Below are 26,666 nucleotides of genomic sequence, written 5' to 3'. Positions count from 1 at the left end.
CGCGCCTGAGGCCCCCGGCCGAACCGGGGGCCTTTGCCGTCCCCGGGGCCTTTGCCGTCCCCGGGGCCCGGTCCGCCGTCCCCGGGGTCACTGGGGCGGCGCGCCGTTCCGCCCGTCCCCCGGCGGGCAGTCGGCCTTCCCCTGCCGGCCCGCGATGAGGCGGCCGCACACCTGCCGGACCTCGGTCGTGCCGTCCCGCTTGATCGTCGCGAGGATCACCGGGCGGTCGATGACCTGGTGGCCGGTGCCGCGCGAGCCGAACCGCAGGACGCCGCTCGCCCCGTTGCGCAGGACGTCGTGGTCCGGGTCGTTCAGCGCGGCGAACACCGAGCCCGCCGACGGCAGCGCCTCCTCCTGCCAGTACACCTTGCTCGCCACGGTCGCGACGAGGGTCGCCGCGTCGTAGCTGACGGCGGCGCGGGTGATGGACGGCCGCTGCCCGGTCGCGTCGTCGTGGTCGGTCATCGTCCGCACGGCCGGGTCGTAGTCGGAGTAGAACGTCTGCGGCGGCTGGTCGCCGATCCAGCGCCGCGTCCACGCCTCTCGCGCGGCGAGCGGCGTGAAGTACAGGTCGAAGGTGCCCTTGCGGCCGATCTCCTCGGCGTTGTCGCTGACGTACTTGGCGATCTCGTCGTCGGCGAGGACCAGCGGCCGTTTCGGGCAGGACAGCTCCAGGACGTTGATGAAGGAGCGGAACTCGTCCGACCTGCCCGCGTAGTAGAACAGGTCGGGCTGGTCCCGGCACGCCTCCCGGACCGCCTTGTTCAGCTCGCCGGGGTTCTTGTACGGCCGCATGAGCGCCTTGCCGGGGCGGAACGCCTTCCGGAAGTCGTCCGCCAGGTTCGCGCTGTAGATGTCGTCGGGGTCGCCGTCGTAGATGACCACCGCGTCGCCGGCCTTCTCACCGCCGACGGCGCCGTGCCGCGCCCAGTACGCCGCGTGCTCGGCCGTCCGAGCGTTCGGGGACGCCAGCCGGAAGTAGTAGGGCGAGAATCCGGCGTCGCCTTCGAGCAGGGCCGTCCCGTCGTAGCTGTTGGCTGTCCCGACCAGCGGCAGCGCCGACTTGGCCAGCAGCCTGATCGCCTGCTGCGTCTGCTGCCGGCTCTGCTCGAACCCGATGACCGCGACGATGGAGCGGTCCTTCAGCGCCCGGTCGCGGATCTGCTGGGCGACGGGCACGGCGTAGCGGAACCGGGCGCCCGCGTTGGCGACCAGCACCCGCAGCCGCAGGTCGTCGCCCTCGGCGGCGTCGTTGAACCGCTTCTGCGCGATCGCCAGCCCGATCAGCTCGCCCTGCACGCCCGCGAGGAGGTCGATCCGCTTGTTCTTGATGGACGGGTCGGCGGTCACCGGGCCCAGGTACACGACCGTCGCGTACGGCTTGCCGGATTCCTTGACGAGGTCGTTCTGCGACTCGATCGCGTCCAGGACCTTGTTCAAACGGTTGTCGTTGTTCTTGCCGCCGGAGTCCGGGCCGAAGCGGTACGACCCGTCGGTGATGCCGACGCACTCCCCGTTCGCCATCCGCCTGATGCCGAACGGCGAGCAGTACCGCACCACCTGGACGGAGATCACCGAGATGGACGCGGCGGCGACCGCGACCATCGCGATCCACGGCAGCGCCGGATGGGTGATCCGCGGGCGGCGCCGCACCGGACGGACGGGCGGCAGGTCGCCGCCCGGGTCGCGGGTGATGTCGACGCGCAGCTCCCGGCGCGAGCCGAGGGCGCCGACGCGCCGCTGCTCCCGCGTGTAGCGGTCCCACAGGCCGCGGGCGGCGATGACGCTCTGCGGCTCGCCCGACGACATGTCCACCCGCACGGCCTGCGCGAGCCGGTCGACCAGCCGCGGCCCGGACGGGGCGGACGGGTCGTCGTCGGCGGGGGCCGTCGGGTCGACGCCGGCGACCACGACGAGCGGGTCGAAGCCCGCCAGCCCGTCGCTCGCCTGGCTGTCGGCGCGGACCCGCTCGACCAGCTCCACGAACGTCACCCCGGGATGCCCGGCCGACAGGTGCTCGAAGATCAGCACCGGGTAGCGGACCCGCGCCCACGCCGCCCGCCGGTAGTCGCGCCGGTAGCAGCGGCGCAGGTCCTCCAGGAACGCGGCGACGAGCAGCAGGTCGAGCTGCTCGCCGTGGTCGTCCGGCTCGACCGGGCGCGGGTCGAACACCCCGAGCGCGAACCCGAGGAAGCCGGTGGAGTCGCGGTCCACGTAGGGCTGCCGGAGGAACCAGCCGAACCGGCGCACCCCGTACCAGCCGCGCGTCCGGGCGACGATCTGCACGGTCACGAACGCCAGCCCGATGACGGCGGCGAGCACGGCGGACGCCAGGTCGAGCGCCGCCGCCGTCCCGGCGCTGATCAGCGCGACGGCGGCGATCCCGATCGGCGCGATCTGCTCCAGGAACGACAGGAACGTGGCGGGCCGGCCGCGCACCTCCTCCAGGTCGCGCAGGACGTCCCGCCCGCGCCGCCGGATCACGCGGTTCAGCTCCCGCCGCCGCGCGTTCTCGTTGTCGCCGACCGGCGGATGCGTCAGCCTCCGCACCAGCAGGTGGTTCTCCCGCTCGGCCGGGGACACGCCGCGCGGCGGCGGCCGGTCCCCCGAGAGCCGGATCTCGCGCAGGTCGCGCAGCCACAGCGCCATCTCCAGCAGCGGGAACCGCAGCCCCGGCTCGCCCCGCGCCCGGCTGCTCGGCTGCGACAGCTCCCGCTTGGCCTCCCGCAGGACGCCCGCGACGTCGGTGGCGGGCGTCTCCGCGGCGATGTGCGACACCGGTGCCCGCTCGTCCTCGCAGCGGGACTTGAGCATCTCGGCCACGTGGGACGTGGCGCGGCCCGGCCCGAGCAGCAGCAGGAGGGGTCGCAGCCGCGCCCGCCACCGCCACGGCGGCCGCTCCCGCAGCCGTTCGAACAGGTCGAGCACCCCGCGCAGCCGGTCCTCGCTCAGGACCCTGTCGCTCTCTCCCGCCATGCGCCAACGCCTCGCTCTCGCACTCGATCCCTAGCCGCTCCCCGCGTCTCGCCCCGACCCCTCTGGGGTTGGACGCGGTCCAACGCCGAAAGGATCGAAAGTTCTTGCTGATCACGCGTCCGGACACGAAACCCGGCCACTTTGCCATCATTGGCGCCATGAGTGAAGCCCCCGACGAGCCGCTCGACGGCGACATCGGCCCCGCGTCCGGCCCCGCGGCGGACGCGCGGGAGACGGACGCGCGGAAGGCGGACGCGGCCGAGGAGCTCCGCCGCCACGAGGCGGAACGCGAGGCCCGGCGCCGGCGCACCAACGCGGTGTCGGGACGCATCGCCGCGGGGGCCGCCGCCCTCCTCCTGGCGTTCCTGACCTACGACTCGGTCAACACCGCCGTCGAGGCCCACTCCAAGGGCGACGACTGGCTCTACCCGCCCGCCACCATCGCCGCAGTCTGCGCGGTGGCCCTCATCGCCCTGGTCACCTGGGCCTGGCGCCGCCGCCGTCTCGGCATGTGACCCGCGCCGCGATCTTCCTCGCAGGTCAGATACCCTCGGGTGAGTGACCGACAGTGCGAATCCAGCCATTGACATTCCCGCCGATATCAAGCCCGCCGACGGCCGTTTCGGGTGCGGTCCGTCCAAGGTCCGGCCCGAGCAGCTCGCGGCACTGGCCGAGTCCGGGTCGACCTACATGGGCACCTCGCACCGGCAGAAGCCGGTCAAGTCGCTCGTGGGCCGCGTCCGCGAGGGGCTGGCGCAGCTCTTCTCGCTGCCCGAGGGCTACGAGGTCCTGCTGAGCAACGGCGGCACCACCGCGTTCTGGGACGCGGCGGCGTTCGGGCTCGTCCGGCAGCGGTCCCAGCACCTGACGTTCGGCGAGTTCTCCAGCAAGTTCGCCAAGGTCACCACGGGGGCGCCCTGGCTGGGGAACCCGACCGTCATCTCCGGCCCGCCCGGCACGCACCCGGAGGCGTCCGCCGAGGAGGACGTGGACGTCTACGCGCTCACCCACAACGAGACCTCGACCGGCGTCGCCATGCCGATCAAGCGCCCGGCCGGGACGACGGCACGGGAGGGGCTCGTCCTGGTGGACGCCACGTCCGGCGCCGGCGGCCTGCCCGTCGACGTGTCGGAGACCGACGTCTACTACTTCGCGCCGCAGAAGAGCTTCGCGGCGGACGGCGGCATCTGGGTGGCGCTCGCGTCCCCGGCGGCGCTGGAGCGCATCGACGAGATCGCGATGTCCGACCGGTACGTCCCCGAGTTCTTCAACCTCAAGACCGTCGTCGACAACTCCGCCAAGGACCAGACGTACAACACCCCGGCCGTGGCCACGCTGCTGCTCCTCGCCGAGCAGATCGAGTGGATGAACGGCCAGGGCGGCCTGGAATGGACGACGTCCCGCACCGCCGACTCGTCGCAGCGGCTCTACACCTGGGCCGAGAAGACGGCGTACACGACGCCGTTCGTGGTCGACCCGGCGCAGCGCTCGCAGGTCGTCGGCACGGTCGACTTCAACGACGAGGTGGACGCCGCGGTCGTCGCCAAGACGCTGCGCGCCAACGGGATCATCGACACCGAGCCGTACCGCAAGCTCGGCCGCAACCAGCTGCGCATCGGCATGTTCCCGGCGATCGACCCGGACGACGTCGAGGCGCTGACCGCCTGCATCGACTACATCGTCGAGCGCCTCTAGCCGCGAGCGGAAACGGAGACCCTCGGGGGCGCCACGCCGCACCCCCGAGGGTCGCTCACGCCCTGCTTGCCCGAGGGGGGACGACCCCCCACACCCCCCGGTTCGCTCCGCTCACGCCCTGCTTGCCCGAGGGGGGACGACCCCCCACACCCCCCGGTTCGCTCCGCTCACGCCCTGCTTACCCGAGGGGGGACGACCCCCCACGCCCCCCGGTTCGCTCCGCTCACGCTACGGTCAGCAGCCCGCCGGTCCCGCCCTCGCGCTCGATGACGCGGTGGAGCAGCCCGGCGCGGTCGCGCTCGGCGTCGGCGTCGCTGAAGCCCGTCCACACGCGCGGGTCCATGTCGGTGTCCCGGGCGGTCGGCACGAACGCGGCGGTCATGAGCACCTCGGGCCGGTCGCGGCGTCCGGGACGGCGCTCCATGCCGACCTTCAGGTAGGTGCCCTCGCGCAGCATGACGACGGTGGCGAACCGGACCCGCGTGTGCCGCTCGACGTCCCGGAACCAGGCCGGGTTGGACGCCCAGTAGATGTTCTGGTCGGTGTCCACGGCCACGGCCAGCGGGCTGAGCGCGCCGCGGGCCAGGTGCACCTCGGTGGGGCGGTCGCGGTCGACCCACGCCAGCGCGACCCGTCCGACCACGGCTTCGAGGACGCGGGTGACGTCGGACGGCGTCCGGCATCCCGCGAGCAGCTGGAAGAGCGGCTCGCTGTCGGTCGTCCCGGCCGCGGGCGGCAGCGCGTACCGCGAGAGCAGGTCGGCGGCGTCGATGTCGCCGTTGTGGGTGGCGACGACGCCCGCCGGCGTGCGGGCGGACCGGTCGAGGCACGCCGCGGCGGTGCCGGGGACGACCATCGGGCTGGCGTTGTCCGCCTCGGCGGGTGAACCCTGCGTCGCCCAGCGGGTGTGGCCGAGCGCGACGGGCGCCCGGTCCAGCTCGGCGAGGAACTCCGGCCGCCAGATCCCCGAGAAGCGCCCGCGGCCCTTCACCACCCGGCAGCCCCCGACGCCGGCGGACGGCCCGCCGAGCACCGTCCCGCCGAGCCCCGAACGCCCGCCGAGCAGGGCCAGGCCGGCCGAGTCGGTCCCGCGCTCCTCCGCGAGCGCGCCCAGCGTGACGAACACGTCCGACGCCCGGCCCGGGTCGTCGGCGAAGGGTGAGCGCACCACTCCGAACAAACCGCACATGCAGGATGAGATGCAGAACATGGGCGGACGGTTCATTGCCGTGCACGCGGACGAATAAGCTCAGGGTCGTGAACCGCGCGCCCCAATGGCTGCTCCCCACCGTGCTGACCGCGCTCGTCCTGGCCGTGGTCGTCGGTGCGCTGCTGAGCTGACCGGCGCGGGGAATCACATGATCGGCGGGGCGGGGAACGGGGATGATCAGGCCATGCGAGCACGCCGTCCCTCCGCCCGTTCCGGATCACGCGCCGCCGCCGCGGTCATGGTCGCCGGCGCCGCCGTGTGCGCGTTCGCCCCGGCCGCGTCCGCTGCCCCGGGGAGCGCGGCCCGCGACGACGAGGTCGCCTTCACGATCAAGGACCCGCGGATCACCGAGTCCAGCGGGCTCGCCGCCAGCGCGCGGCATTCCGGGGTGGTCTACACCCACAACGACTCCGGCGGCGTCCCGACCATCTACGCGCTCGGCCCGGACGGCGGGGTCAAGGCCGTCCTCACCCTCGCCGGCGCGGGCGCCCGCGACTGGGAGGGCATCGCGGTCGGCAAGGACGGACGGGGCCGTCCGGCCCTCTACGTGGCGGACATCGGCGACAACCTCGGCGGCGCGTGGCCCTACGTGACCGTGTACCGGATCCCCGAGCCGTCCCGGCTGCGCAGCCAGGCCCTGCGCGCCACCCGGTTCCGGATGAAGTACGAGGACGGGCCGCGCAACGCCGAGACGATCATGATCAACCCGCGGACGAACCGGCTCTACATCGTCAGCAAGCTGTTCGGCGGCAGGGTCTACGAGGCGCCCGCGCGGCTGCGCACGGACCGCGTGAACGTCCTGCGCAAGGTCGGGGACGCCCCCGCCATCGCGACCGACGGCGCGTTCTCCCCCGACGGGCGGACCTGCGTGATCCGCACCTACTTCGGCGCCCGCGTGTACTCGGTCGACCCCGGCGGACGGCCCGGCAGGACGCTGGAGTCGATCAACCTGCCGACGCAGGCGCAGGGCGAGTCGGTGACCTACGCGGCCGACGGCAGGTCGCTGCTGGTCGGGTCGGAGGGCAAGAACCAGCCGGTCTACCGGGTGCCGCTGCCGGACAAGGCGTTGCCGTCGCCGTCCCCCTCGCCCGAGAACGCGGGGTCGCCGGGGGGCACCGAGGACGGCCGCCGGGACGCGTCCGACACCCGGATCGGGCTGTTCCTGGCGCTCGCCATCGCGGCGGCCGTCGGATACGGGCTGACGCGGAAACGGAAGTGACCCCCGGAAGCGTTGTGCCGGGAGTGGAGCGCCCGACCTGACCGGCACGATGGAAGTCGGTTCCGTCGGGCGAGCGGATCGCGGAAGGGGGCGACGGTCCCGCGAGGACTCGTGTGAGGATGCGGACTGTGGAGCATGAGCTGGTGGGCCTCGCCGGCCCCGGCGGCCGGTGGCGACCCGTGGCCGCGGGCCCGTTCACCGTCCTCGCGGTGGCCTTGGCGCTGCTGCCGATCCGGCCGGTGTGGCTGTGGGCCGCGCTGATCGGCGCCGTCGCGGCGATCCCGTGGCTGCTGGGCGCGGTCCCGGACGCGCGGCGCCGCCGCCCGCGGCCGTACTGGCGGCTGTCGGCGGCCGGTCTGGAACGCATCGGCCCCGGCGGGCTGACCATGGTCTCCTACGAGCGGTCCCGGATCGACGGCCTGGCGATCACCACCGGCGACGGCGTGCTGACGGTGTTCCACCGGTTCGGGCGCACCGCGGTCGGCGGGATGACGTCGATGGGCCTGGAGCCGCTCGCGGTGTTCGTGTCCGCCCGGCGGCTCGGCATCCCCATGCACGTCCTGGACGGCGAGGCGGGCGACCTGCTCGACCCGGCGCTGGACGAGGCGCTGCGCGCGTCCGGGCTGCAGGACGACGTCCCGGGCGGCGGGCCGCTGCCGCGCGACCACGCGGCGGAGAAGCGGCTGCTGGACCAGGAGGCGGCCCTGCTGGCGGCGGCGCACGAGCCGCCCGCCGCGACGCCCGCGCCCCCCGAGCCGCACGACGAGCAGCGGCTGGACACGCCGGAGCCGCTCCCGAGCCGCCGCCGGATCGTGGCCCTCGGCGCCCTGACCGCGCTGCTCGGCACCGTCATGATCATCCGGATCGCGGTGGACGGGGCGGGCGAGTTCGGCGCCCGGCTCGCCGCGGGCTGCTGGGCGCTGGCCGCGATCGGCGGCGTCCTCGCGGCGCGCCGCCGGCTGCTGCGGGCCGCGCAGGTCCGCTGGACGATCACCGCGGAGCGGCTGCTGGTGCGGGCACGTCCCGGGCGCCGCCGCGAGATCCAGAACCTGCCGGCCCGGGAGGTCGCGGCGGTCGTCGTCGGGCCCGGCCTGCGCCTGGACCCGGTGAGCGGCGAGCCGCGCCGCGCCGACCTCGCCGCGCTCGCGTTCGGGCACCGGCTGGAGCTCGTGGCCCGGCTGCCCGCGCACGGCCTGGACGGCTTCCAGCTCGCGCACGCCCTCGACGACCACGGCTACCGGGTGATCACGCCGGGGGCGCGGGCGCCGCGCCGTCCCGACTACGGGCTGGAGGGGCTGCCGGAGATCTTCGCGCAGGTGCCCGGCGGGCGGCTCGTCGTCGCCGACGACGGGCTCGGCTGGGCGGACGCCGCCGGCGACGTCGTGCTGAAGATGCCGCAGGACCGCATCGGCGGCATCGAGCTGCTCACCATCGCCGGGCACGCGTGGGTGCGGCTCTACGACTCCGACGGCGAGGAGTTCTTCGCCGCGCCCCTGTCGGCGCTGCGGATCTCCCGCACCGACCTGCGCGACTCGGCCCGCCGCGCCGGGCTGCCGGTCAACGACGCCGAGTACGACGCATACCTCAGCGCGGCCTTCCACTCGGCCGTGTCCACGCTCGCCGCCGATCCCGAGCCCGCCCCGGCGGCCGTCCCCGTGCAGGCCACGGGCACGACGGCGCAGCCGGACCTCGCCGACGGGCACGACATCACGTTCCCCGCGCCGGCGCCGCCCAGCCCCGCCACGGCGCCGGGCGCGCTCCTGGACGCGACCCGCCGCTCCCGCATCGGCACGTACGGGATGAGCGTCCTGCTGTGCGAGGCGGTGGCGCTGCTCGGCGCGGTCTGGCTCGGCCCCGAGCTCGGCGGCTTCAACACCACGGCGAGCTGGTCGGTGCCGGCGGGGCTGGTGATCGGGCTCTTCGGCTACTGGCTGTACGACCGCAACCGGTCGCAGCTGCGCGTGTCGTCCGCCGGGGTCGCCATGGTCACGCGGCGCGGGCGGGTGGAGTGGGACCTCGGCCGCGACCGCATCGGCGGCGTCGGCATCGACGAGGCGTCCGAGCGGATGCCGCGCCTGGTGGTGTGGGGGCCGTCCGGACGGGTGCTGCGGCAGATCACGTTCCCGCCCGACCTGGACGCCCTGCGCCGCGCCTGCGAGCGCTACGGCGTCCCCTGGGGCCCGCCGGACGCGGACCGGCCCGCGCCCCCGCCCCCGGAGCTGTGACGCAGCGACCACGTCTTCAGCGGCTCGTACGTCACCTGGCTGTAGTCCTTGCCCGGCAGCCGGCTGCGCATCAGGTGGACGGACTCGGCCGTCCACGACGCGCCGGCGAACGAGGACAGCGCCTCGACGAGGTTCCGGACGTCGGCCGGCCGCCGTGTCCGCGCCAGCGTCATGTGCGGGCGGAACCCCGCGTGCTTGTCCGGCAGCGTCCCGACGCGGCGCCCCGCCGCCGTGGTGGACGCGGCCAGCCGCGCCAGGCGGCGGCGGTCGCCGTACAGGCCCGTCCACAGGACGCGGGCGTGCGCGCCGCTGCCGGGGAAGGCGCCCGCGCCCGCCAGGGACAGCGTCATCCGCTCGTGCCGGCCGACCGCCCGCTCCAGCCTGGGCAGCAGCCGCTCCAGGGTGCGGTCGTCCACCTCGCCGAGGAACGTCAGCGTGACGTGCATCAGGTCGCGGCGGATCCAGCGCAGTCCGTCCACCGCGTCCGTGTGCGGCCGGACGGCCTCTTCGAGTTCGTCCAGAACGTCCGGTGGCGGCACGAGCGCCACGAAAAGCCTCATGAGAGCGTCCGGAGGGCCACGCCGCCAGCTTTTCAGCAGGTGGCGCCCTTGTCACGCGTCCAGGGTCACCCTTCGGCGGCCCGCGGGCGGCGGAGCCGGGCCAGGACGGGGCGCGCGTCGCCGCCCTCCCCGGGCGCCTGGCGCAGCGCCAGCGCCCCGACCGCGAGCGCGGCGAGGACGGAGACCAGCCCGCCGAGGATCAGGCCCGTCCGCGCCCCGTAGTGCTCGGCGAGCCAGCCGATCGCGGGCGCGCCGACGGGGTTCGTCCCGAGGAAGACCAGCATGTAGAGGGCCATCACCCGGCCCCGCATCTCGGGCGCGACGCCGAGCTGGACGGTCGCGTTCGCCGCGGTCGTGATCGTCATCATCGCGATGCCGGTGGGGACGAGCAGCGCCACGAACGACCAGTACGTCGGCATCAGCCCGGTGAGGACCTCCAGCATGCCGAACGTCAGGCCCATCGCCACGAGCAGCCGCAGCCGCGGCCGGGCGACCCGGCGGGCCGCCAGCAGGGCGCCGCTCAGCGCCCCGACCGCGAGCATGCTGGACGCGAGCCCGAACGCGGACGCGTCGGTGTGGAAGACCTCCTTCGCCACCAGCGCGACCGTGGTGGTGAAGTTCATGCCGAACGTCGCGAGGAAGCCGACCAGGATCAGGACGAGCATCAGGTCGCGGCGCCCGCGCACGTACCGGAGCCCTTCGCGGAGCTGCCCCTTGGCCCGCTTGACCGGCTCCGCGTGGTGCAGGTCCTCCGTCCGCATCGCGTACAGGCCGAAGAGGACGGCGCCGAACGACGCCGCGTTGACCAGGAAGACCGGCCCGGTGCCGATGAGGGCGATGAGCACGCCGGCGACGGCGGGGCCGAGCAGCCGGGCGCCGTTGAACGTCGCGCTGTTCAGCGCGATCGCGTTCGGCAGGTCGCGCCGGCCGACCATCTCGACCACGAACGCCTGGCGGGACGGGTTGTCGACGACGGTCGCGACGCCCAGCCCGAACGCCAGCAGGTACACGTGCCACACCTGCGCCGTGCCGGTCACGGCGAGCAGGCCGAGGAGGAGCGCGAGCACCCCCATCGACACCTGCGTCATCATCAGCACCCGCCGCTTGGGGTACCGGTCGGCGATCACGCCGCCCCACAGCCCGAACAGCAGCATCGGCAGGAACTGCAACCCGGTGGTGATGCCCAGCGCCGTACCGCTGCCGTGGGCGAGCTCCAGGACAAGCCAGTCCTGCGCCACCCGCTGCATCCACGTCCCGGTGTTGGAGACGACCTGCCCGGCGGCATAGAGCCGGAAGTTGTGATTCCGAAGCGACCGGAACATCCCCAGCCGCCCCTCAGCCTCCTCCGTCGCGTCCTCCGCGACCGAGTCCTTCGGGGCTGCGCCTTCTAGGGGTGCGTCTTTTGCAAGCTTCACCGCGTCTTCCAGGAGTGCGTCTTCTGAGGCGGCGTTCGCTGGAGGGTTCGCGGTGGGGGTCTTGAGGGCGACGGGCTCGGGGGTGGGGGGTTGGAACGTTCCGCCTGAGCGGGCGCGAGCGGGGGCGGGGCGGCGGCGGGGGAGGACGGGCGGCGTCCGGGCGGCGGCGCGGGCCGGGTGTACGGGGCGCCGGCCGCGGGCGCCGCGCGTCGCGGTCCCCTCGGGTTCGCCGGGGCCTTCGTTAGCAGAAGTCATTACCGAAGCTAACGGTAAGCACGGGAGCCGCATTCCGGCAAGGGAATGTCTGGACGATCACACCCGCGGGCCACGCCTTTGGAGCCCCTCGGTCAGGAGCGGCTGAGCTTGTCGATGATCGGCGCGGCGCGGCGCAGGATCTCCCGCTCATCGTCGGTCAGCTCGCCGAGCCGCATGGCCAGCCACGCCTCCTTGCGGCGCCGCTCGTCCGCGAGCAGGGCGGCGCCCTCCTCGGTGGCGTTGAGGACGACCTGGCGGCCGTCGGTGGGATGCGGGCTGCGCGCGACGAGGCCGCGCTCCTCCAGGTGGGCGATCACCCGGGTCATCGAGGGCGGCTGCACCTTCTCGTGGTCGGCCAGCTCGCGGGGCGTCATCGACCCGTGCCGCTCGATGGCGGCGAGCGCGGCGAACTGCGTGAGCGACAGCGGGCTCGGGCCGCCGCCCGCCGCGGACGGGCGCAGCGTGCGCAGGCGGCGCGACAGCCGCGCGATCGAGATGCGCAGCTCCTCGGCCAGGCCCGGCGCGGACGCCGTGCGGCCCCGGATCGGTGGCGTTGTCATCGTCATTGGTCTCCCGTACTGCCGCCCATGCTGCCACGCCGTCGCTTGACACGGTCGCTAACCTCATTAGCCTATCGGCTAGTTAGAAGAAAGGACGGTGGATGGTTCATGCCCCGTGCGGGTCTGTCCCCCGAGGCGGTCGTGGACGCCGCCGTCGCCGTCGTGGACGCCGGCGGCCCCGGTGCCCTCACACTGGCGGCGGTGGCGGGGAGGGCCGGGGTGGCGACCCCCTCCCTGTACAAGCATGTCCGCAATCTCGCCGAGTTGCGACATCTGGTGACCGCGCGCGTCATGGACGAGCTCACCGACCGGCTCCGCGAGGCGGCCCTCGGGCGGTCCGGCGACGACGCCCTCCGGGCGCTCATGCGCGCCTACCGGTCGTACGTCGTGGAGCACCCCGGCCGCTACGGCGCGATGGAGCAGACGGCCGCGCCGGAGGGCCACGCCGCGGCGGAGCGGCTCCTCGGCGTGCTGTTCGGGGCGCTGCGCGGCTACGCCCTGGAGGGGCCCGCGCTCGTTCACGCGGCGCGGTGCCTGCGCTCGGCCGTGCACGGGTTCGCCGTCCTGGAGGCCGCGGGCGGCTTCGGCCTGCCCGAGGATCTGGAGGCCAGCTATGAGCTGCTCATCACCATGATGACCGGAGGCCTGCGCGATGCGCGCCACGTAGCCTGATCGCATGAGCCCTCCGCGCCGCCCGGACCCTCCGCCGATGCAGACCAACGATGTCCGGATCTCGGCCGCGGGCGCGGTCGCCTGGGCGGTCGCACTCGTCGTCCTGCTCATCGTCGGCCTGCCGTCGGACGACCGGTGGTGGCTGTGGGTGTGCGGGGTCGGCATCGCGATCGGCCTGTTCGGCGTGTGGTACATCCCCCGGCTCCAGGCCGGACGTGCCCGCCAGGAGGAAGCCCGCGCCGCCAAGCGCGATACGCCGGTCTAGGGCTCCAAATCGTCCTCGGCCAGGAGGGCGGGCAGGGATTCCGGCTCGCGCAGGACGGCCTCCAGCAGCAGACGGTCGCCCCAATGGCCGCTGGACCAGGCGAGGGCGCGCGCCAGCCCTTTCACGCTGCTCGCGTGTATCTGACCGTCTCTCGTCCACCAGAGGACGTCCTGCCCGTCGACGACCAGGCGCTCATGCGCGAGGTAGTCGGCGGGAGCCTCCGGTAGGACGGCTCTGACCGCGTCGGGTACCGGACGTTTCTCGCCCTCCGACTCGACCGCGCCCGGGATCTCGTCGCCCGCCCGCGGCAGGTCCAGGAGTTCGCCGAGGCGCCCATCGCGGCCTTGCGCGGCGATGATGAGCGGCTGGCCCTGGAGGAGCGGCAGGACGTCCGGGCTGTCCAGGACGAGGGCGTCCTGCGCGTCGACGACCTCCACGTCGCCGTCCACCACCGCCCGGACATGGTCGGGTGGCTCGACGACCGCTTCCGGCACGTCGGCCAGGGCCGTCCAAAGCCGGCCCAGCTGGGCGCGGGCCACGGGCCGCTCGGGGTCCGCAAGCCGGTCGAGCAGTTCTTGGGCGCCTCCCGGCTCGTCGAGCAGCTCCGTGAGCGACGTGCGGACGCCCAGGGCGAGCAGGAGCCGTTCGTCCGGGCCTTCCGGCGCGGGGTCGTAGAGGCCGGCCAGCGACTCGTCCCCGCCCAGCCGGAACTCCCCCGGCCTGCGGCCGTCCAGGACGGGGTGACGGCTCAGCCACCACGCCGTGTAGGACGGGACGGCCACCCGCCGCCCGTTGTGCAGGGTGACGTGGGCGGGGTCCACGATCGCGGCCCGCCACGGCGGTCCGGCGAGGACCCGGAGCGCCGCCGCCCAGTCGTCGACGAGTTCCAGGTCGCGGACGGCCGTGAACTCGGGGACGAGCGGCGGGAGGTCCTGGGGGCCGATCCTCCGGAGCACGTCGTCCGCCCAGAGGTCCTCGTCGTCGAGGTCCAGGGTCTCGGCCTCGTCCGCGAGGCCTGTGAGGTTCACGTCCTCGGCCTTGGCGAGGGCGAAGCCGTCCAGGACCCCGGCCGCCGCGAGCGTCCCGGCGCCCCAGCGGTCGACCAGCTCGCCGGAGACCACGCCGAACGGCGCGTCCTCGGCCATGATCGCGCGCAGCGGGCTCTCCGGCAGCAGCAGCTCCCCCGCCGGATACAGGTCGCCGTCGTCGCCGGGGAGGGCCAGCTCGGCCAGCCACGGCTCCTCGCCCGGATCCACGTGCGCGGCGGCGACCAGCCCCAGCACCGCCTCGGCGACCGCGTCCGGGTCGTCGGCCTCGAACGACTCCTCCACGGCCGCCCGGACGGCCGCGTCGGCGAGCACGGCCCGTGGCCCCGCCTCGACGGCGCCGAGCCGCACCAGGAGCGGATGCACGGCCTCCGGGTGGACGAACCGCAGCCCGAGCGCGTCCAGCCCGGCCGGGTCGACGCCGTCCGCGATCAGCAGCCCCCGCGGCCCCCGCACCACCCGTCCCGCCGTACCGCCGGACGGCGCTTCATCGGCCCCGGAGCCGACCAACGGCACCGGGAGGGCCCCCAGAGCGTCCGTGGCGGCTCCGGCGAGCGCCTCGTACACCCGGTGCCACCACGCGGGCCCCCGGTCCACAGCGGCCAGCTCATCGATCACGTCGGCGAGTTCCACCCGCCGGACCCCGAGCGCGGCCAGCGCCGGGCTCCGCGCGGGCCACTCCGGCGGCAGCAGCCCGCCGACGACGGCGTCCTCGCCGCCGAGCACCTCGATGAACGCGGCGGGCGCGTCCACGGCCAGCGCGTCCCGCCCGCGCATGCGATGCGGCAGCAGGGGCGCCTCGGGGAGCCGCTCCCGGATACCACGCCGGATCCGCGCGTCGAGCTCTCCGGCGCCGACCGGCCCTGGCACGTGCCTGAGCACGGCGGGCGAGACGGGCGGCTCGCTCAGCAGCCGCACATAGGCGTCCGCGGCCTGATCTGCGAGAAAGTCGGTCAATGACCCAGGGGCGACATGCCTGCGGTCGGGCGCGAGCGGAAATGACGCGATGAGCAGCGCCTCGAAATCAAGCCGCTCGTCACTGGGCGTGGGCGCGTGCAGGACGCTGGGCGTCCCTTCCGGGAGCCCGTCGTCTGGGAGCGCCCACCGCACCTGCCAGAACGGCCGCCCCCGCTCCTCCACGGGACGGTCCGCCAGAAGCGCCGCAGGTATCTCCCCGTGCGCTTCGACGGTCCGCCAGACGCTCCCGTCGATGACGACCTCGTCCGGTCGCCGGTGGTCGGCGGTCACGGTCCGCGCGTCTCCGTCGACATCGACGTCCACGCGCTCCAGCGCCGGCAGAGCCAGCATGAGCACCGCGCCGACCTGATCGAGCTGCCGCCGGACGGACGCGACCGCCTCGTCCCGCAACGGCAGCCGCGCCGCGGTGTCGAACCCGGAGGGAATCTCCGGTGGCTCCTCCATGGCGAACGGCAGGCGCAGCAGCGGCACGTGCCCGCCCCGCCGCTCCAGCTCCGCGGCAAGCCCGGGGACGGCCTCCACCAGCTCGCGAGCCCGCGGCAGCGACCACTCGACCCCGGCCGGCCCGGAGGGCGGCGCCGAGGCGATGGCGGGGGCGTCGGTGACGGCGACGACCGCGGCGAAGCCGACGCCGAAGCGGCCCGCCGTGCGCGTCTCGTCCCGCTTGGCCGACGCCCGCAGCGTGGACAGGGCCTCCACGCCGGCGGCGTCCAGCGGGGCGCCGGTGTTCGCGGCGGTCAGGACGGTGCCCTGCGAAGACGTGCGAAGGGTCAGCCGCAGATGGCCGGGGACACCGGCGCGCAGTGCCGCGTCGGCGGCGTTCTGGGCCAGCTCGATGACGAGGCGGTCCCGGTAGCCGCCGAGGGCGTGGTCCTCTTCGGCGTTGGCGTCCTCGCGGAAGCGCGCCGGGGACTCGCCCCAGGCGCGCAGGACCCGCTCGCGCAGGGCCCGCGCGCCGAACGCGTCGTCCGGTCGGCTGGTGTCCGGCATCGGGTCAGCTGTGGCCGAGCGCCTCGTCGTCGAGGGACGCGGTGTCCTCGACGGCCGGGACGATCTCGTAGCCCAGCTCGTCGATCACGGGCGGGTTGTGCTCGGACGCGGCCGGCAGGCTGACGGCCTCGGAGTGGGCGCCGCAGCCGTGGTCGGCGGACACGACGCGGCCGTCGTCGGGGGCGTACTCGTTGGCGCAGACCCCGAAGATCTGCCGCAGCTCGCCCGCCAGCGGGACGAAGAAGCCGCAGGTGGAGCACTGGGCGGGCGCGGACGCGGCGATGGGCGCGCGGGGGCCGGCGACGCCGTCGTACCAGCGGGCCGCGGCCTCGTCGCGCCCCTCCCTGGACAGCACCCGGACGCGGCCGAGGCCGAGCTCCCACGGGGCCGCCCGGTCGGTCGAGTCGTCCACCTGCGTGAAGCCGGGGGCGAGCCGGGCGTCGTCGGGCGCGGTCGGCAGCAGGTCGCCGGGGCCGAGGTCGCCGGGGCGCAGCCGCTCCAGCCACGGCACCCACGGCGGGGCGAGGAGGGCGTCGTCGCCGGGGAGCAGCACGCACTCGCTGACCGTGACGTTCCTGGCGCGGGACGCCCGTGCCACCGCGACGGCCCAGCGCCAGCCGCGGTAGGCGGGGTCGAGGCAGGCGAAGTAGTGCGTGACCACGCGGTCGGCCTCGGCGCGCACGCCGAGGTGCTCGCCGACGTCACCGGGGGCGGCGGTGTCCTCGGCGGCCTCGCGGGCGAGGTCGACGGCCTCGGCGCAGGCCGTGTCGACGGCGGGCGTGCGGGTCCGGCGGGCGGCCCCGGACGTGGCGCGCGCGGCGGCGGGACGCGCGGGGCTGGTCTGACGCTGTGGGCTCACATGTCGATTCTCGCCCATGCGAGCACGTGACCGAGCCCACCCCCTGGTGAACGAGCGGTGAGCCCGCATCCTCGCGGGGAACGTACTCTCAATTGAGCGACTCCGATGGCCGTGCCACGAGGAACAGCGGGACGACCGCAGGGGAGAGATCAGGGCGCATGGGGAACCGGACACGGGCGGGACGGTCCGTACGCGCCGTCGCAGGGGGCGCGGCGCGCGCCTGGCGCGGCGTCCGCTCGGCCCTGCTCGGGACGGGACGGCTCACCCGCCGCGTCACCCACGCGCAGGGCGCGGGCCGCAGCGGGCTCGGCAGCCTGATCGAGGCGTCGGCGTTCAACTCCGCCGGCGACGCGCTGCTGACGGTCGCGCTCGCGGGCACCCTGTTCTTCGGCCTGGACGTCAACCAGGCGCGCGGCCAGGTGGCCCTCTACCTCGTGGTGACGATGGCGCCGTTCGCGCTGGTCGCCCCGCTGATCGGCCCGGCGCTGGACCGGGCGCGGCACGTCCGCCGGTACGCGATCGCGAGCACGTTCGTGATGCGGGCGCTGCTGTGCTGGGCGATGGCGAGCGCGCTCCCGCACGGCGACCAGGTCACGTTCCTGCCCGCCGCGTTCGGCGTGCTGGTGCTGTCGAAGGCGTTCGGGGTGCTGCGGGCGGCGGTCACCCCGCGCGTCCTGCCGGACGAGATCACGCTGGTGACCGCGAACGCGCGATGCTCGTTCGCGGGCCTGATCGCCGCGTCGGTCACCGCGCCGATCGGCGCCGGCCTCGCCGTGCTGATCGGGCCGGGCTGGGTGCTGCGCATCGGGACGGCCGTGTTCCTGCTCGGCGTCGTGTTCACGATGCGCCTCCCCCAGCACGTGGACGTCCCGGAGGTCGAGCCGGCGGAGCCGGACGGCGACGGCCCGCGCCGCCGCTTCCTGGCGCTGCCGCGCGTCGGGCCGGTCGTGGCGGAGGCGATGGAGGCCAACGCGGTGCTCCGCGCGTTCTCCGGCTTCCTGATCATCTATCTGGCGTTCCTGCTGCGGCAGGAGCGGTTCGACCCGGTGTCGCACCATGTCGCGCTCGGCCTGCTCGCCGCGTGCGCGGGGGCCGGCGGGCTGATCGGCACCTCGCTCGGCGCCTGGATGAAGGCGCGCGCGCCGCGGTTCATCGTGTCGGCGACGCTCGCGTCCGTCACCGCCGTGACCGCCGCCGGCGCCGCGTTCTTCGGGCTGTGGGCGGCGCTCGCGGTGGCGACGGCGGCCGGTCTCGGCCAGGTGCTCGGCAAGCTGTCCATGGACGCGGTGGTGCAGCGCGAGATCGGCGAGGAGATGCGCTCGTCCACATTCGCGGTCTCCGAGACGCTGCATCAGCTCAGCTGGGTGCTCGGCGGGCTGCTCGGCCTCGGCATGTCGATCGTCGCGGACGGCCGGGTCGCGCTGGCGATCGTCGCGGCGGCGCTGGCGGTCGCGTTCGGGCTGCTGGTGTCGCGGCAGGCCGGCACGCCGCGCCGGGCGCCGCGCCGGCCCCGCCGGAAGACCACGATCAAGGACGCGCATCCGGAGATGCACACCTGATCAGGGCACGGCCCCTTCGCGGCCGGTGCGCGCTCAGGGGGCCAGGTCGTCCGCGACGGCCCGCAGCACGGTGGCGATCTTCTTCGCCTCCGCGGGGGCCGGGTGCTTGCCGCGCCGGTAGGTGTTGGAGATCACGTCCAGCAGCTTGATCAGGTCCTCGGTGATGACGACCATCTCGTCCGGCTTCTTGCGCCGCTGCTTGGCGATGGTCTTCTCGACCGACGGCAGCGTCTCCAGGACGCGGACCTGCAACGCCTGCTGCCCGCGGCGTCCCTCGACCACGCCGAACTCGATGCGCTGGCCCGGCTTGAGCGTCGTGACCCCGCCCGGCAGCGCCGATGAGTGCACGAAGACCTCACCGCCGTCGTCGCGGGTGAGGAAGCCGAACCCCTTGTCGGAGTCGTACCACTTGACCTTGCCAGTCGGCACCGGAGACCTCGTTCGGTAATCGTCCTGAATCGCCCCCAAGATTAGTGCCTCGCCGCGGGCCGGTGAACACGCCGGGTGCCCCGCGACGCCCTAGGGGCAACGCCTTCGAAGCTATCCGGGCGGCACGACGAAATCACCCCAATATCGCCGCGGCTCAGCCCGTGCGGAACCCGCCGAGCCATTCGGGGAAAGCCCGCAGGTCCGGCAGGACGACGTCCGCGCCGTAGGCGGTGAGGGCCGCCGAATCGAACGCGCCGGTCGCCACGGCCACCGCCACCGCGGACGCGGCCCGCGCGGCGTCCACGTCGCCGGTGTGGTCGCCGATGTAGGCGCCGGCGCCGTGCTCGCGCAGGACGGTGCCCTTGTCCGCGCCGAACAGGCCGCCGACCACGGCGTCCGCCCCGAGGCCGAGGTGGCGGACGGTCCGCTCGGTGTCGGCCTGGTTCTTGCCCGACACGACGACCACGCGCCCGCCCCTCGCCCGCACGGCGTCCAGGGCGGCGACGGCGCCCGGCATGAGGACGGTCGCCGGGATCGCGATGCCGGCGTAGATCTCCCGGTAGCGGGCCGCCATCGCGGGCACCTCGTCCGGCGGGAACCAGTACGCCAGCTCCTCCTCCAGCGGCGGGCCGATGCGGCGCACCACGAGGTCGGTGTCGATGTGGACGCCCGTCTCGGCGGCGAGGGAGGCGTAGACGGCGCTGATCCCGGCGCGGGTGTCGGCGAGGGTCAGATCCAGGTCGAATCCGATGGCGAACCCGCTGTCCGGAGATGTCGGGAGATCAAGGTCGAGCACGTCCCACAGCGTACGGGGCTGGACACACGCGAGGACCCGCGCTCTCCTGGTAGTGGCGATGCGACGGGATCCGAGTAGGAGAGCGCGGGACCGTGATGCGGATATACCCGAGCCCCCGACCACAAACCAGTCGACCAGGGAAAACACAGCACCCGAACACCCCACCCCAGCCCCAAGGACGATCACTCGCCCGGCCGCCCGCCACGGAGGAACCCTCGAAGGAGGCCGCTCATGGCAGAGACCAAGACCGAGACGGGCGGTGACCACCGCGCCCCGCGCACCCGGCGGTTCACGGCCGGTGCCGCCGCGGCCCGCCGCCGCGCCGCCGGCCTGCTCGCCGCCGCGATCTCCGTCGTCACGACGGTCGTCGTCGCGATCCTGGCCGTGCACATCGTGTTCGTGGCGTTCGACGCCAACACGGCGAACGACCTCGTGCGCTGGTTCGCGGACCGCGCCACCGACCTCTGCTGGCAGTTCAAGGACGTCTTCCAGCCCGAGAACCGCAAGACGGAGGTCGCCGTCAACTACGGCCTGGCCGCCCTCGTCTACCTGGTGGTCGGCCGCATCCTGGTGAACCTCGTCCGCAAGCTCTGAGCACTCACTCGCGGCCGGGAAAGCGGACCTTCTCGAAGGGCCAGGCGGTGGTCACCCACGTGCGGACGAACTCCTCCAGCTCCTTCTCCAGGGTGGAGTTCTCCTCGTCCGCGCGGACCCAGAAGACCACGACGGCGTCCGCGTCGGGGTCGTCGGACGGGGCGACGTGGATGCGGCCGAGCTGCCGCTCCCCGTCCGGCGTGATCACGACGTAGCTGAAAGAGCGCCGCAGCTGGCCCTCCTTCTGCAGCCAGGCGACGTCGATCAGGGCCTGCTCGAAGGTGAACTCCCGGTCGGGCCAGCCCCACTCGGGGCCGAAGCGGCCGGCCAGCCGGTCCAGGCTGCCGATCACGGCGCCGTAGTCCTTGACGACGTCGTGCACGGTGATCGGGCGGATCTGGAAGTCGGGCCCGGCCACCAGGGCGGGCACCACGAAGTCCTCGGGCAGGAAGGCTGCGTCGGCCGCCTTCCGCGGAGACTTGAACATCGCCGACCTTTCCGACGACGCCCCTTCCGGCGAGCGGGGCGCTGACGATCGCACTCTAGCCGCCCGAAGCGCAGCGTGAGCGGCATCACCGATTCGGGCGTGCCGCGCGTGACCCGGCGACCGGCCGCATCGGGATGCCTTACTGTTCTTGCGGAGGAATTCATCACCATGACGACATCTACGCGCGAGCGAATCGTGGCCGAGTCGCTCCGGCTGTTCGCGGACCGGGGCTACGCGGCGACCTCGGTCGCCGAGATCGAGGCGGCGGCGGGCCTGTCGCCGGGCGCGGGAGGCCTGTACCGGCACTTCCGCTCCAAGGAGGAGGTGCTCGCCTCCGCGATCCGCGAGCACATCGAGCGCACCCGCCGGCAGATCAGCGACGTCCTCGACCAGTCGACCGCCTACGCCGGCCGCCCCCTGGAGATCCGGCTGCGGATGACCTGCCAGGCGGGGCTCGCCAAGATGCGCGAGGAGCAGGACCTCATCCGGGTGCTGTTCCGCGACCTCGACCAGTTCCCGAAGCTGGTGGCGGAGATGCGCGAGGGCATCGTCAACCCGCTGTACGACGGGATCGCGACCTGGCTGGCGGCGCAGCCGGAGTACGAGGGCGTGGACGAGGACTGGCCGGCGATCGCGTCGATCCTCGGGGGCGCGGTGGTGAACTACTGGCTCGCGAACGAGTCGATGTACGAGCCGCCGACGCGCATCGACGAGAAGCGGTTCGTGGAGGGCTGGGCCCGGCTCGGCCTAGGGCTGGTGCACCTGGAGCGCACGCCTGCCACCTGACCTGCGTGGTCCGTGTTCCCCACCGCGTGCGGGCTTCTACCCTTGGAGCCCCGCGCACCTGCGCTATGCACGCGACATATGGTTGGGAAACCGATGGAAACGTACGCGGATTGGTTGCGCGCGCGAGGCGATGACGAGCTTCGCGCGCTCCTGTCCGCGCGTCCCGAGCTGCTCGCCCCCGTCCCCGCCGACCTGACCGCGCTCGCGGCCCGCGCCGCCACGCCCGCCGCCGTGTCCCGCGCGCTCGACCGGCTGGACCGTTTCACGCTCGCCGTCCTGGAGGCCCTCCTCGTCCTGCCCCCGCCGGCCGGGCCGGACGCCCTCGCCAGCGCCCTCGGCTGCACGCCCGAGCAGGCCGCCGGCGCGCTCGGCACCCTGCTCCGCTACGGGCTGGCCTGGGGGAACGACGCACCGAACACCGCGCCCGGCGTCCGGCAGGGCCTGCCGCATCCGGCCGGGCTCGGCCCGCCCGTCCAGGAGGTCTTCGCGACCTACCCCGTCGAGCGGCTGGCCGACCTCGTCACCGACCTCGCCGGGGAGGCGCCGCGCGGGTTCACCGACTCCGCGCGGCTCCTGCGCCGGCTCGCCGAGCTGCTCGACGACCCCGGCCCGCTGATCGAGGACGCCGGGCCCGACGCGCGGGCCGCCCTCGAACAGCTCGCCTGGGGCCCGCCGGTCGGGCGCGTCGCCGACGCCCGCCGGCCCGTCCGGATCGACACCGCCGCCACGCCGATCGAGCGGCTGCTGGCGCGCGGCCTCCTCGCCGCCGAGGACGACCGCACGGTCACCCTGCCCCGCGAGATCGCCCTGCACCTGCGCGGCGGGCGCCTCTTCCGGGACGTCCCGGCGGAGCCGCCGCCGCTGCCCCCGGCCGCGGCGGCGCGGAGCGAGGACATCGTGGTGCGCGCCGCCGCCGGCGAGGCCTACAACGCCGTCCGGCTCACCGAGGAGCTGCTGGAGCGCTGGGGGCTGGACCCGCCGCCCGTCCTGCGCAGCGGCGGCCTCGCCGTCCGCGACCTGCGCGCCGCAGCGACGCTCCTCGACGTCCCCGAGTGGAAGGCGGCGCTGCTCGTCGAGGTCGCCTACGCGGCGGGGCTGCTCACCCGCAGCGGCGACCTCGACGGCGAATGGCTGCCCACCCCCGCCTACGACCTGTGGCTGATGCGCGACACCGCCGGGCGCTGGACGGAGCTCGCGCGCGGCTGGCTCAAGTCCGACCGCGCCGCCGGGCTCGCCGGCGAGCGCGACGACCGCGACCGGCTCATCAACGCGCTGAGCGAGGCGATGGTGCGCAGCAGCGCGCCCGCCACCCGGCAGGCGATCCTCGACATCCTCGTCGGCGCCGGGCGCGGCGTCGTCGTGAGCGAGGACGCGCTCCGCGAGCGGCTCACCTGGCTGCGCCCCCGCCGCGGCGGGCCGACCCGCGACCGGCTCCTCGGCTGGACGCTGCGCGAGGCGGCCGCCCTCGGGCTGACCGGGTTCGGCGAGCCCGCCCCGTTCGCCCGCGACCTGCTCGCCGGCGACGACCCCGAGCCCACGCTGGAGAAGTACCTGCCCGCGCCCGTCGACGAGATCCTCATCCAGGCCGACCTGACCGCGGTCGCGCCGGGCCCGCTGGTCACCGATCTCGCCCGGGAGCTCGCGCTCGCCGCCGACGTCGAGTCCACCGGCGGCGCCACCGTCTACCGGTTCACGCCCGATTCGATCCGCCGCGCCCTGGACGCCGGGCGCACCGCCGCCGACGTCACCGACCTGCTCACCCGGCACTCGGCGACCCCGCTCCCGCAGCCGCTCACCTACCTGATCGACGACGTCGCCCGCCGGCACGGCCACCTGCGCGTCGGCGCGCTCACGTCCTACGTCCGCACCGACGCGCCCGCCACCCTCGACGAGATCCTCGCCGACCGCCGCGCCGCCCCGCTGCGCCTGCACCGCCTCGCCCCGACCGTCCTCGCGTCCGGGCTGCAGCGCGGCGAACTGCTCGACGGCCTGCGCGCCATGGGGCTCGCCCCGGTCGCCGAGGCGCCCGGCGGCGGCGTGATCGTGACCCGGCCGGACGCGCAGCGCGCCGAACCGCCGCCGACCGCCGAGATCCACCGGCTCCGCCCCGGGTCCCGCACCGACGACACGATGATCGCCGCCGCCGTGCGGGCGCTGCGGGCCGGCGACGAGGCCTCCGTGCACGGCGCCGAGCAGGCCCGGCAGGCCCCGTCCGGCGAGCCGCCCCGCTCCCCGGCGATGGCCACCATCGAACTGCTCCGCGCCGCCGTGGAGCGCGGCGGGCGCGTCTGGATCGGCTACCTCGACCAGCAGGGGCAGGCGTCCAGCCGCATCGTCGAGCCCGTCCGCGTCGAGGGCGGCTTCCTCACCGGCTACGACGCCACCCGCGCCGCCGTCCACCGCTTCGCGCTGCACCGCATCACCGGCGTCAAAGAACTCGACGACGCCTCCTGAACCGTCCGGGGGGCAGGTGTCCGCATGCGGCCCCTCCCGGCGGCTTTCCGAAGACGGGAACCGGCGAACGTCGCATACGGTCCAAGCAGTGACCCTTCGGACCGATAGCGTGTCCGGGCGAGTGGTGTGAGGAGGCTCCCGATGAGCGGATACGGCGGGGGTCCGCCGTCGGGCTGGGACGACCCGTACGGCGGCTCCCAAGGGTGGGACCAGGGCGGCGCGTACGGGCAGGGCTACGGCTACCAACCCGGCTACGGCCAGCCCGGATACGGCTACGGGCCGCCGGGCGTCCCGTACCAGCCCGCGAACAACGGCTCCACCATCGCCGCCCTCGTCTGCAACGCCGTCGCGATCCTGGTGTGCTGCAACATCGTCGCCATCCCCGGCGTCATCACCGCCGCGATCGCCCTCGGCCGCACCCAGACCGACCCGCCGTCCGCCCGGAAGCTGACGATCTGGAGCTGGTCCCTCTTCGGCGCCTCCGTGGCCATCGGCGTCATCGTCCTGATCGTGTACATCGTCATCGGCGTCACCGCGTCCGACCCGGACTACGGCTCGTCCAGCGGGATCTGACCGGGGGACACGGCAAGGGCGGCGGAGGCGCGGCGGGGGCGCGGCGGGGCGCCCGGAACGCGGCGGGGCGCGCAATAAAGGCGGGGGCTCGGGCGTTGAACCCTGCGGTCCGGCCCGGAACGCGCGACGAGGCGTCGCGGCTCGGGTAGCGTGCGGCAGATGCCCGGCGCCCGGACGAGGCACCGACCACCACATCCCGACGGGGGCTTTCTGCTGTGACCGACGGTCCGCTCATCGTCCAGTCCGACAAGACGCTGCTGCTGGAGGTCGACCACGACCTGGCCGGCGCCTGCCGCAAGGAGATCGCACCGTTCGCCGAGCTCGAACGGGCGCCCGAGCACATCCACACCTACCGGGTGACGCCGCTCGCGCTGTGGAACGCGCGGGCCGCCGGGCACGACGCCGAGCAGGTCGTCGACACGCTGATCCGGTACTCCCGCTATCCCGTCCCGCACGCCCTGCTCGTGGACGTCGCCGACACGATGGCGCGGTACGGGCGGCTGCGGCTGGAGAAGGACCCGGCGCACGGGCTCGTCCTGTCGTCCTCGGACCGGTCGGTCCTGGAGGAGGTGCTGCGCGCCAAGAAGATCAAGGGCATGATCGGCGACCGGGTCGGCAAGGACGCCGTCGCCGTCCACCCGAGCGAGCGCGGCGCCCTCAAGCAGGCGCTGCTCAAGCTCGGCTGGCCCGCCGAGGACCTCGCCGGGTACGTGGACGGTGAGGCGCACGCCATCTCCCTCGCCGAGGACGGCTGGGCGCTGCGCTCCTACCAGCGGGAGGCCGCCGAGGCGTTCTGGCACGGCGGGTCCGGCGTCGTCGTCCTGCCCTGCGGCGCCGGCAAGACCATCGTGGGGGCCGCCGCCATGGCCCGCGCCCAGGCCACCACGCTGATCCTCGTCACCAACACCGTCTCGGCGCACCAGTGGAAGCAGGAGCTCCTGCGCCGCACGTCCCTCACCGAGGACGAGATCGGCGAGTACACCGGCACGAAGAAGGAGATCCGGCCGGTCACGATCGCGACCTACCAGATCATGACGACCCGCCGGAAGGGCGCCTACACGCACCTGGAGCTCTTCGACGCCCGCGACTGGGGCCTGGTCGTGTACGACGAGGTCCACCTCCTGCCCGCGCCGATCTTCCGGATGACCGCCGACCTCCAGGCCCGCCGCCGCATCGGCCTCACCGCCACCCTCGTCCGGGAGGACGGCCGGGAAGGCGACGTGTTCTCCCTCATCGGCCCGAAGCGCTACGACGCGCCCTGGAAGGACATGGAGGCGCAGGGCTGGATCGCGCCGGCCGACTGCGTCGAGGTGCGCGTCACGCTCACCGACTCGGAACGCCTGGCGTACGCGACCGCCGAGCCGGAAGAGCGTTACCGGTTCTGCGCGACCACCGACACCAAGACGAAGCTCATCCAGGCTCTCGTCGACCGGCACCGCGGGGAGCAGACGCTGGTCATCGGCCAGTACATCGACCAGCTGGACGAGCTGGGTTCCTTGCTGGACGCGCCCGTCATCAAGGGCGAGACACGGGTGCGGGAGCGGGAGCGCCTGTTCGACGCGTTCCGCTCCGGCGAGATCGACGTCCTGGTCGTGTCGAAGGTGGCGAACTTCTCCATCGACCTGCCCGAGGCGTCGGTCGCCGTGCAGGTGTCGGGCGCCTTCGGGTCGCGGCAGGAGGAGGCTCAGCGGCTGGGACGCCTGCTGCGTCCCAAGGCGTCCGGGGCCGGCGCCCGCTTCTACGCGGTCGTCGCCCGCGACACCCTGGACCAGGACTACGCCGCCCATCGCCAGCGCTTCCTCGCCGAACAGGGCTACGCCTACCGCATCGTCGACGCCGACACCGTCCTCGCCGGCGACGACTTCTGATCCCCGGCATACAGCGGACATGAGAAAAGGGCCCCGCCATGACGGCGGAGCCCTTTTCTAATATAAGCCCGGCGGTGTCCTACTCTCCCACACAGTCTCCCATGCAGTACCATCGGCGCTGAGAGGCTTAACTTCCGGGTTCGGAATGGGACCGGGTGTTTCCCCCTCGCCAAAACCACCGAACGCCTCAACGCA

General features: G+C 74.2%; 22 protein-coding genes and 1 rRNA gene. 12 read left to right on the top strand and 11 right to left on the bottom strand.

The genetic code is table 11. The features are described 5' to 3' along the window. Nucleotides 1–87 precede the first annotated feature (87 nt). Complete coding sequence (locus ABGB11_RS37270) at nucleotides 88–2,976, bottom strand: hypothetical protein (RefSeq protein ID WP_347640206.1); 2,889 nt, start codon at nucleotides 2,974–2,976, stop codon at nucleotides 88–90. Between the two features lie 158 nt (nucleotides 2,977–3,134). On the opposite strand from ABGB11_RS37270, the gene ABGB11_RS37265 reads away from it, so the two are divergent. Together ABGB11_RS37265 and serC are read left to right on the top strand one after the other, a co-directional pair. Next, complete coding sequence (locus tag ABGB11_RS37265) at nucleotides 3,135–3,491, top strand: hypothetical protein (protein ID WP_347640205.1); 357 nt, start codon at nucleotides 3,135–3,137, stop codon at nucleotides 3,489–3,491. A gap of 43 nt (nucleotides 3,492–3,534) precedes the next feature. Further along, nucleotides 3,535–4,671, top strand: coding sequence for a phosphoserine transaminase (gene serC, locus ABGB11_RS37260; RefSeq protein ID WP_347640204.1), 1,137 nt, complete (start codon nucleotides 3,535–3,537; stop codon nucleotides 4,669–4,671). 223 nt (nucleotides 4,672–4,894) lie between these two features. On the opposite strand, the gene ABGB11_RS37255 is transcribed toward serC, so the two are convergent. Next, complete coding sequence (locus ABGB11_RS37255; protein ID WP_347640203.1) at nucleotides 4,895–5,839, bottom strand: hypothetical protein; 945 nt, start codon at nucleotides 5,837–5,839, stop codon at nucleotides 4,895–4,897. 226 nt (nucleotides 5,840–6,065) lie between these two features. On the opposite strand from ABGB11_RS37255, the gene ABGB11_RS37250 reads away from it, so the two are divergent. Continuing rightward, a complete protein-coding gene (locus tag ABGB11_RS37250) occupies nucleotides 6,066–7,100 on the top strand; it encodes a hypothetical protein (RefSeq protein WP_347640202.1) in 1,035 nt (344 codons plus the stop codon). 128 nt (nucleotides 7,101–7,228) lie between these two features. Beyond that, complete coding sequence (locus ABGB11_RS37245) at nucleotides 7,229–9,325, top strand: hypothetical protein (protein ID WP_347640201.1); 2,097 nt, start codon at nucleotides 7,229–7,231, stop codon at nucleotides 9,323–9,325. On the opposite strand, the gene thpR is transcribed toward ABGB11_RS37245, so the two are convergent. The 3 genes from thpR to ABGB11_RS37230 form a co-directional block, all read right to left on the bottom strand. After that, nucleotides 9,262–9,885, bottom strand: coding sequence for an RNA 2',3'-cyclic phosphodiesterase (thpR, locus tag ABGB11_RS37240; protein ID WP_347640200.1), 624 nt, complete (start codon nucleotides 9,883–9,885; stop codon nucleotides 9,262–9,264). The two genes, ABGB11_RS37245 and thpR, sit on opposite strands and share 64 nt — an antisense overlap. Before the next feature lie 65 nt (nucleotides 9,886–9,950). After that, nucleotides 9,951–11,207 (bottom strand): MFS transporter, encoded by a 1,257-nt coding sequence (locus tag ABGB11_RS37235; protein WP_347640199.1) that lies wholly within the window; start codon nucleotides 11,205–11,207, stop codon nucleotides 9,951–9,953. A gap of 440 nt (nucleotides 11,208–11,647) precedes the next feature. Next, on the bottom strand, nucleotides 11,648–12,115 hold the full coding sequence (locus ABGB11_RS37230; RefSeq protein WP_347640198.1) for a MarR family transcriptional regulator: 468 nt from the start codon (nucleotides 12,113–12,115) through the stop codon (nucleotides 11,648–11,650). A gap of 108 nt (nucleotides 12,116–12,223) precedes the next feature. Between ABGB11_RS37230 and ABGB11_RS37225 the strand changes: the two genes are divergently transcribed. Together ABGB11_RS37225 and ABGB11_RS37220 are read left to right on the top strand one after the other, a co-directional pair. Next, the gene (locus ABGB11_RS37225) at nucleotides 12,224–12,787 is read left to right on the top strand and encodes a TetR-like C-terminal domain-containing protein (protein WP_347640197.1); all 564 of its coding nucleotides are present in this window, start codon (nucleotides 12,224–12,226) and stop codon (nucleotides 12,785–12,787) included. A 4-nt stretch (nucleotides 12,788–12,791) separates the two neighbouring features. Continuing rightward, nucleotides 12,792–13,052 (top strand): DUF2530 domain-containing protein, encoded by a 261-nt coding sequence (locus tag ABGB11_RS37220; RefSeq protein ID WP_347640196.1) that lies wholly within the window; start codon nucleotides 12,792–12,794, stop codon nucleotides 13,050–13,052. Here the strand turns inward: ABGB11_RS37220 and ABGB11_RS37215 are convergent. Beyond that, complete coding sequence (locus ABGB11_RS37215; protein WP_347640195.1) at nucleotides 13,049–16,066, bottom strand: hypothetical protein; 3,018 nt, start codon at nucleotides 16,064–16,066, stop codon at nucleotides 13,049–13,051. The genes ABGB11_RS37220 and ABGB11_RS37215 overlap by 4 nt on opposite strands. Nucleotides 16,067–16,070: 4 nt before the next feature. Next, nucleotides 16,071–16,925 carry a DUF3027 domain-containing protein gene (locus ABGB11_RS37210; protein WP_347640194.1) on the bottom strand — a complete coding sequence of 285 codons (855 nt, stop codon included), beginning with the start codon at nucleotides 16,923–16,925 and terminating at the stop codon, nucleotides 16,071–16,073. Between the two features lie 158 nt (nucleotides 16,926–17,083). Here ABGB11_RS37210 and ABGB11_RS37205 point away from each other — a divergent pair, with 158 nt between their 5' ends. Further along, nucleotides 17,084–18,484 (top strand): MFS transporter, encoded by a 1,401-nt coding sequence (locus ABGB11_RS37205; protein ID WP_347640193.1) that lies wholly within the window; start codon nucleotides 17,084–17,086, stop codon nucleotides 18,482–18,484. 33 nt (nucleotides 18,485–18,517) lie between these two features. Here ABGB11_RS37205 and ABGB11_RS37200 read toward each other — a convergent pair whose 3' ends face one another. Both ABGB11_RS37200 and ABGB11_RS37195 read right to left on the bottom strand, forming a co-directional pair. After that, a complete protein-coding gene (locus tag ABGB11_RS37200) occupies nucleotides 18,518–18,913 on the bottom strand; it encodes a cold-shock protein (protein WP_347640192.1) in 396 nt (131 codons plus the stop codon). A gap of 154 nt (nucleotides 18,914–19,067) precedes the next feature. Beyond that, entirely contained in the window at nucleotides 19,068–19,709 is a 642-nt protein-coding gene (locus ABGB11_RS37195; protein WP_347640191.1) for an HAD hydrolase-like protein, read from the bottom strand. Nucleotides 19,710–19,940: 231 nt separating this feature from the next. Between ABGB11_RS37195 and ABGB11_RS37190 the strand changes: the two genes are divergently transcribed. Further along, entirely contained in the window at nucleotides 19,941–20,303 is a 363-nt protein-coding gene (locus ABGB11_RS37190) for a hypothetical protein (protein ID WP_347640190.1), read from the top strand. Between the two features lie 4 nt (nucleotides 20,304–20,307). On the opposite strand, the gene ABGB11_RS37185 is transcribed toward ABGB11_RS37190, so the two are convergent. Beyond that, complete coding sequence (locus tag ABGB11_RS37185; protein WP_347640189.1) at nucleotides 20,308–20,790, bottom strand: GNAT family N-acetyltransferase; 483 nt, start codon at nucleotides 20,788–20,790, stop codon at nucleotides 20,308–20,310. 168 nt (nucleotides 20,791–20,958) lie between these two features. Here ABGB11_RS37185 and ABGB11_RS37180 point away from each other — a divergent pair, with 168 nt between their 5' ends. The 4 genes from ABGB11_RS37180 to ABGB11_RS37165 all read left to right on the top strand — a co-directional run bounded on the left by ABGB11_RS37180 (nucleotide 20,959) and on the right by ABGB11_RS37165 (nucleotide 26,471). Next, complete coding sequence (locus tag ABGB11_RS37180; protein WP_347640188.1) at nucleotides 20,959–21,576, top strand: TetR/AcrR family transcriptional regulator; 618 nt, start codon at nucleotides 20,959–20,961, stop codon at nucleotides 21,574–21,576. A gap of 93 nt (nucleotides 21,577–21,669) precedes the next feature. Beyond that, the gene (locus ABGB11_RS37175; protein WP_347640187.1) at nucleotides 21,670–24,030 is read left to right on the top strand and encodes a helicase-associated domain-containing protein; all 2,361 of its coding nucleotides are present in this window, start codon (nucleotides 21,670–21,672) and stop codon (nucleotides 24,028–24,030) included. Between the two features lie 141 nt (nucleotides 24,031–24,171). Next, the gene (locus tag ABGB11_RS37170) at nucleotides 24,172–24,603 is read left to right on the top strand and encodes a hypothetical protein (protein WP_347640186.1); all 432 of its coding nucleotides are present in this window, start codon (nucleotides 24,172–24,174) and stop codon (nucleotides 24,601–24,603) included. A gap of 215 nt (nucleotides 24,604–24,818) precedes the next feature. Further along, nucleotides 24,819–26,471 (top strand): DNA repair helicase XPB, encoded by a 1,653-nt coding sequence (locus ABGB11_RS37165; protein ID WP_347640185.1) that lies wholly within the window; start codon nucleotides 24,819–24,821, stop codon nucleotides 26,469–26,471. A gap of 66 nt (nucleotides 26,472–26,537) precedes the next feature. On the opposite strand, the gene rrf is transcribed toward ABGB11_RS37165, so the two are convergent. Continuing rightward, nucleotides 26,538–26,654 (bottom strand): 5S ribosomal RNA (gene rrf / locus ABGB11_RS37160). Between the last annotated feature and the right edge of the window lie 12 nt (nucleotides 26,655–26,666).

The sequence above is a fragment of the Actinomadura sp. B10D3 genome (assembly GCF_039871695.1).
Lineage (GTDB): Bacteria > Actinomycetota > Actinomycetes > Streptosporangiales > Streptosporangiaceae > Spirillospora > Spirillospora madurae.
The sequence above is the reverse complement of the archived record's forward strand: the minus strand, read 5'-3'. Positions and strand labels throughout refer to the sequence as shown.